6 protein-coding genes are annotated in these 6240 nt (G+C 70.9%); 1 reads left to right on the forward strand and 5 read right to left on the reverse strand.

Annotated elements, in window-relative coordinates; genetic code table 11:
• Positions 1–77: 77 nt before the first annotated feature.
• From Q0066_RS01675 to Q0066_RS01690, 4 genes are read right to left on the reverse strand one after another with little or no spacing between them, the layout of a single operon-like run.
• Positions 78–710: a sarcosine oxidase subunit gamma family protein gene (locus tag Q0066_RS01675; protein ID WP_298129425.1), complete on the reverse strand. Its 633-nt coding sequence runs from the start codon at positions 708–710 to the stop codon at positions 78–80.
• Positions 703–3555 (reverse strand): 2Fe-2S iron-sulfur cluster-binding protein, encoded by a 2853-nt coding sequence (locus tag Q0066_RS01680; protein WP_298129427.1) that lies wholly within the window; start codon positions 3553–3555, stop codon positions 703–705. Before Q0066_RS01680 ends, Q0066_RS01675 begins: the two co-directional genes overlap by 8 nt.
• Complete coding sequence (locus Q0066_RS01685) at positions 3552–3842, reverse strand: sarcosine oxidase subunit delta (protein WP_298129429.1); 291 nt, start codon at positions 3840–3842, stop codon at positions 3552–3554. Before Q0066_RS01685 ends, Q0066_RS01680 begins: the two co-directional genes overlap by 4 nt.
• Before the next feature lie 12 nt (positions 3843–3854).
• Positions 3855–5072, reverse strand: a complete 1218-nt coding sequence (locus Q0066_RS01690; RefSeq protein WP_298129430.1) for a sarcosine oxidase subunit beta family protein — start codon at positions 5070–5072, stop codon at positions 3855–3857.
• 238 nt (positions 5073–5310) lie between these two features.
• On the opposite strand from Q0066_RS01690, the gene Q0066_RS01695 reads away from it, so the two are divergent.
• Positions 5311–5982: a GntR family transcriptional regulator gene (locus tag Q0066_RS01695; protein ID WP_298129431.1), complete on the forward strand. Its 672-nt coding sequence runs from the start codon at positions 5311–5313 to the stop codon at positions 5980–5982.
• A 57-nt stretch (positions 5983–6039) separates the two neighbouring features.
• Here the strand turns inward: Q0066_RS01695 and Q0066_RS01700 are convergent.
• A partial coding sequence (locus tag Q0066_RS01700; RefSeq protein WP_298129433.1) for a formyltransferase family protein occupies positions 6040–6240 on the reverse strand: 201 nt, incomplete at its 5' end.

Consider the following 6240-nt stretch of genomic DNA (forward strand, 5'->3'; position numbering starts at 1 on the left):
TGACCCCGCGGCCGCCGGCGGCGTTCTCCTCGCCCACCGCCGGCGCATCCAGGTCGGCCCCAGGGTGCTGAGCACCCTCAGGGCATCTCCGTGCCCTGGAACTCCCGCATCGCGTCGATCAGCCAGCGACCCAGGAAGTCGGCGAACGACGAGCGGGGCAGCAGCCGGAACGCCTCGTCGGTCACCTTCCACAGGATGACCGGCACCGAACCGACGGCGGTCAGGTACGCGGTTCCCGGACGGCACACCCGCGGATGCAGGTCGAGGGCGCAGCCCTTCTCCAGCACCGCCCTCGCCGAGCGGCCCGCGAGTTCCAGGGTGGTCCGGTTGGCCGACAGGTCGACCATGGCACCCGGGTCGTCCGCGAGTGCCGCCCGGAGCGCGGTGACCAAGGTGTCCGCGCCGTCCGGGGCGATCAGCAGGAACTCGTCGGGCGATAGCCACAGCACGTGCCGGCGCCCGGTAGTGGCGATCTGGCCCGATCCGGCCGGAAGCCGGAGACCGAGCTCGTTCTCGATCCGCCCGGCGGGGTCCGATCCCGGCTGCACCCGCAGGCCCACCATCGTCACCCAGGGCACCTCCCGGAGCGACACGCCGCGGTCACCGGTGACGGTTGCGGCGGCAAAGCGTTCCGCCAGGTGCCCGGCCGGGCTCACCGGACGCAGGCCGGCCGGAATGCCCTGGGCTTCCAGGACGGCTGGTTCACCCATCGCGACGTCTCCCTTCGGGGTCGTAGAGCACGGTTTCACCGACGACCACGTCGACGAACCGGTCGTCCACGGCGGCGGTCAGCGTCTGACCGATCAGATTGCGGCCGTTCCTGATCAGCGCCAGCCCGAAGGTGCGCCCGAGCGCCACGCTGTCGTAGCTGGAGGTGACATGACCGAGCATGGGCACCTGGCCCACTCCGGCGGGGCCGGGAGCTGTCGTGTGCGCGATCACCTGGGTGCCCTCGGGCAGACGCAGGGTGCGGTCGAGGGGCAGCACCGAGACCAGGTGCTTGCGATCGGGCCGCGCCGTGTCGGCCCTGGTGAACGAGCGCTTGCCGATGAAGTCCTTCAGCTTGGAGACCGCCCAGCCCATGCCCGCGTCCTGTGGAGTCACGCTGCCGTCGGTGTCCTGACCGACGATCGGGTAGCCCTTCTCGGCGCGCAGCACGTGCATCGTCTCGGTGCCGTAGGGGGTGATCCCGAATTCCTCGCCGGCGGCGTGGATGTCCTCCCAGACCCGTTGACCGAACCAGCCGGAGACGTTCACCTCGAAGGCCAGCTCACCCGAGAACGAGATCCGGCACACCCGGGCCGGGATGCCGGAGGCCAGCACGGTCTCCCGGAACGTCATGAAACCGAACGCCTCGTTGCTGACGTCCAGGTCCGGGGCCAGCTTGGCGATCACCGCGCGCGAGGTCGGCCCGGCGACCGCGATCGTCGTCCACTGCTCGGTGACCGAGGTCATGGTGGCGTCCAACTCCGGCCATTCGGTCTGCTGCCACTCCTCCAGCCAGTCCAGGATCCGGGCGGCGCCGCCGGTGGTGGTGGTCATCAGGAAGCGGGCCTCGTCCAGCCGCAGCGTGACCCCGTCGTCGAACATCATCCCGTCGGCGGTGCACATCACGCCGTAGCGCGCCGAGCCGGGCGCCAGCTTCTTGAACGCGTTGGTGTAGATCCGGTTCAGGAACTCGCCGGCGTCCGCGCCGCGGATCTCGATCTTGCCCAGCGTCGTGGCGTCCATCATGCCGACGCCGCCGCGGACCGCGGCACACTCGCGGCGCACGGCCTGGTCCATCGTCTCGCCGTCGAGCGGGTAGTACCAGGGACGCAGCCACTGCCCGACGAGTTCGAACTCGGCGCCGTGGGCGACATGCCAGGCGTGGATGGACGTGAGCCGTGCCGGGTCGAAGAGGTCGCCCCGGTTCCGTCCGGCCAGGGCGGCGAACCCGACCGGGGCGTACGGCGGCCGGTAGGTGGTCGTCCCGACGTCGCCGGGGGACGCGCCGTCGTTCAGCGCCGCCGCGATCAGCCCGATCGCGTTCACCGCCGAGGTCTTGCCCTGGTCGTTGGCTGTGCTGATCGACGTGTACCGCTTGATGTGCTCCACGCTGCGCATGCCGGCTCCGGTGGCACGCAGCACGTCGGCGACACTCTGGTCGCGCTGCAGGTCGACGAAGCACGCGTCGAGGTCGGCGTCCGGATCGCGCACCAGCCACAGCGCCCGGGTGGTCCCCGCGGGTAGCGGGTCGTCCACGGGTTCGCCGGCCGCCGCCCGCCCTCCGTCGGCCAGGCAACCCTCGAGGGTGAGGACGCCGCGGGCCGCCCCGGCGGTCTGCTGGCCCGGCACGTCGTTGCGGGGGACGAAGGCGACCAGGCCGTCGTTCCAGTCCAGGCGGCCCTGGCGCTGGCAGTGCAGGTGCACCACCGGGCTCCAGCCGCCCGAGACCGCGACCAGGTCGCAGTCGAGGCGGCGGGGCTCGCCCACCGGCGTCCCGTCGGCGTCGATGCCGCTGAGGGTGACCGAGGTGACCCGCGGTTCGCCGGCCGTCCCGGTCACCGCGGAGCCGGTCAGCACCTCGACACCGGCCCGGCGGGCAGCCTCGCTGAGCTCCGGCCGGGCGTCCGCCACCGCCACCACCTCGACGCCGGCGTCCGCCAGCTCGGGCAGCAGCGCATAGACGCTGTCGTTCGTCGTCGCGACGACCACCCGGCTGCCGGCGGCGACCCCGTAGCGGTTCAGATAGCTGCGCACGGCGGAGGCCAGCATCACCCCGGGGCGGTCGTTGCCGGCGAACACCAGCGGACGTTCGTGCGCACCGGTGGCCACGATCACCCGTTGCGCCCGGATGTGCCACAGCCGCTGCCGGGAGACACCCGCGAACTCCGCAGCCGCGGCGTCAGCACCCAGGTGATCCGTCCGGCTCTGCAGCGCCACGACGTAGTTCGCGTCGTAGCTGCCGAACGCGTTGGTGCGGGTCAGCACGGTCACCTCGGGCGCCGCGTGCAACTCGGCCGTGACCCGGTCGAGCCATTCGCCGGCCGGCATCCCCTCGACGATCGCGTGCGGCTCGGACAGCAGCGAGCCGCCCAGCTCCGGCTGGTCATCCAGCAGGATCACCCGGTCGCCGGTGGCTGCGGCCGTCCTCGCCGCGGCCAGACCGGCCGGGCCGCCGCCGACCACCACGACCTCGGCGTGCACGTACTTCTTGTCGTAGAGCGCCGTGTCCTCGGCCGGGTCGAGCGCACCGACGCCGCTGACGTAGCGGGCCTCGAGGCCGTCGACGAGTTCCAGGATCGTCGCCGGCACCATCGGCTCGCGGGTGCTCTGCCCCGGGCGGCGGACGTCGACCAGCGCGTTCGGCTCCTCGACCCCGGCGGTCAGGATCCCGCGCGGACGACCCCGGTAGATGGACGGGCCGGTCTCGATCACGCCGGCGGCCAGCAGCGCCGACGCGAGCGTGTCGCCCGGATGGCCGGTGTAGGTGCGGCCGTCCAGGGTGAACCGCAGGGTGGCGGACCGGTCGATGCGGCCACCGGCGGGCAGCCGCCTGGAAAGCGGGTTCACAGGTCTCCTCCGGGAAGGGTCGGGCGGGGATCGCCGAGCCCGTAGACGGCCTCGATGCGGTAGCTGGCGGTGTCGCGGACGACGTTGAACCACTTGCGGCAACCGCCGGAGTGCACCCATCGTTCGGCGAACAGGCCCTTGGTGTTGCGGCGGTAGAAGAGGTAGCGGGCCCATTCCTGGTCGCTGAGGGCGTGCGGGTCCTCGGGGTAGGGCACGTGGGCCTGGCCGCCGTAGTGGTACTCGGTCTCGTCGCGCGGACCGCAGTTCGGGCATTCGATCAGGATCATGGCCGTCCCCTCTCAGTGCGCGACGCCGGCGGCGCCGTGCTCGTCGATCAACGCGCCGCTGACGAACCGGTCCAGGGCGAACGGCTCGTTCAGGGCATGGGCGGTGCCGGTGGCGATGGTGTGGGCGAAGACCCAGCCCGCGCCCGGGGTGGCCTTGAAGCCGCCGGTCCCCCAGCCGCAGTTGACGAACAGGTTCTCCACGGGCGTGGGCCCGATGATCGGGGAGGCGTCCAGGGTGACGTCGACGATGCCGCCCCAGGTGCGCAGCAGGTGTGCCCGGGCGAAGATCGGGAACAGTTCCACGGCGGCGGCCAGCTGGTGCTCGACGACGTGGAAGCCGCCGCGCTGGCCGTAGCCGTTGTAGGCGTCGATGCCGGCGCCCATCACCAGTTCGCCCTTGTGCGCCTGCGAAACGTAGACGTGCACCTGATTCGACATCACCACGGTCGGATGTACCGGCTGGAGCAGCTCGGAGACCAGCGCCTGCAGTGGGTGCGACTGGACCGGCAGGTCGAAACCGGCCAACTCGGCCAGCACGCTGGAGTGCCCGGCGGCGGCCAGGCCGACCTTCCCGGTGGCGATCCTGCCCCGGCTGGTCTCGACCCCGACCACCCGGCCCCGCTCGATCACGAACCCGGTCACCGCGCAGTTCTGGATCAGGTCGATGCCGTACTCGTCGGCCTTGCGGGCGAACGCCCAGGCGACGTGGTCGTGCTTGGCGATGCCGCCGCGCGGCTGGAAGGTGGCGCCGAGCACCGGGTAGCGGATGGTGTCGCTGATGTTGATGATCGGGCAGAGTTCCTTGACCTGCTCGGGCTCCAGCCACTCGGCGTCGATGCCGTTGAGCTTGTTGGCGCCGACCCGCCGGACGGAGTCGCGAACGTCCTGCAGGGTGTGCGCCAGGTTCATCACGCCGCGCTGGCTGAACAGGAAGTCGTACTCGAGCTCCTCGGGCAGCCCCTCCCACAGCTTCAGCGAGTGCTCGTAGATCGCCGACGACTCGTCCCACAGATAGTTGGAACGGATGATCGCCGTGTTCCGGGCCATGTTGCCGCCGGCCAGCCAACCGCGCTCGAGCACGGCCACGTTGGTGATGCCGTGGTTCTTGGCCAGGTAGTAGGCGGTGGCCAGCCCGTGCCCGCCGGCGCCGACCACGACCACGTCGTAGGACGGCTTCGGGTCCGGGTTGCGCCACAGGAAGTCCGGATGCTCCGGCAGCTGGTCGGCCATCAGTTCGCTCCGTCCCCGGGTCCGGGGTACCGCGGGAGGCGGCCGGCCGGGGCGGAGACCCGCCCGCGCCGGCTCGCGGCGGCGGACTCGCCGTGGCCGGGCTCGACTGCGGCGGTAGTGATGGCGGCCACAATGCCTCCCGATTGGTATGTGACTAATATATCAACTGGTCGTTTCGTAGTATTGTGTGCGATCGGCAGGAAAGTCAATCGATCGGATCCGGAGGGCGGCGAAGACCATGACCATCGAAGTGGTCCGACAGGACGCGGCGCCGGGCACGGCGTCCCTGGCGAACCGCGCCTACGAGGCGATCCGGCAGCGACTCATCCTGCTCGACATCCGTCCCGGCGACCCCATCAACGATGTCGCACTGGCCGCCGAACTCGGGGTCGGCCGGACGCCGGTGCGCGAGGCACTGAAGCGGCTGGAAACCGACCACCTGGTGATCTCCTACCCCAGAAGAGGAACGTTCGCCACCGCGGTCGACGTCACCGAACTGGGCGCCATCTCGGACATCCGCCGGCTGCTCGAACCGCACGCGGCCCGGCGGGCCGCGGAGAACGCGTCCCGATCGATGCGCGACCGGCTGCGGGCCCAGGCCCGGCACATCCGGGGACTGGACGTCTCCCCGGACGACCCCGAGACCTTCCTGACCGAGGACATGGCCGTCCATCGCCTGATCTACGCAGCCACCGGCAATCCTCACCTGGAGGACGTGCTGATCCGCTACGACAATCTCGCCACCCGGATCTGGTGCCTGGTGATCGAGCGGCTCCCGGATCTCGGCCAGCACATCCGGGAACACTCCGCCCTGCTCGAGGCGATCGCCGAAGGCGAGGCAGCCACCGCCGAGACCCTGACCGCCGAGCACCTCGCCCATTTCGAGGACGCCATCCGCGGCGTCCTCTGACCCCCGTCACCCCGACTCCGTCAAACCGAACGGCATCGGACTTGATCCGGATCTCGGCTACTTCAGCACGACGGTCTTGCTGCCGTGCAGGAAGACCCGGCTCTCGCAGTGCCAGCGGACGGCGTTCGACAACGCCTTGCACTCGGTGTCGCGTCCGGCGGCGACCAGGTCCTCGGGGCCGAAGGTGTGGTCCACCTCCACCACCTGCTGGGCGATGATCGGGCCCTCGTCCAGTTCGCTGTTCACGTAGTGCGCGGT

Origin of the sequence: Micropruina sp. (genome assembly GCF_027492755.1) — a bacterium.
GTDB lineage: Bacteria > Actinomycetota > Actinomycetes > Propionibacteriales > Propionibacteriaceae > Micropruina.

What these genes read in the sequence shown, in the direction of transcription:
- Q0066_RS01675 (WP_298129425.1), bottom strand. Translation starts at nt 710, where the DNA reads ATGGGTGAACCAGCCGTCCTGGAAGCCCAGGGCATTCCGGCCGGCCTG.
- Q0066_RS01695 (WP_298129431.1), top strand. Translation starts at nt 5,311, where the DNA reads ATGACCATCGAAGTGGTCCGACAGGACGCGGCGCCGGGCACGGCGTCC.
- Q0066_RS01685 (WP_298129429.1), bottom strand. Translation starts at nt 3,842, where the DNA reads ATGATCCTGATCGAATGCCCGAACTGCGGTCCGCGCGACGAGACCGAG.
- Q0066_RS01690 (WP_298129430.1), bottom strand. Translation starts at nt 5,072, where the DNA reads ATGGCCGACCAGCTGCCGGAGCATCCGGACTTCCTGTGGCGCAACCCG.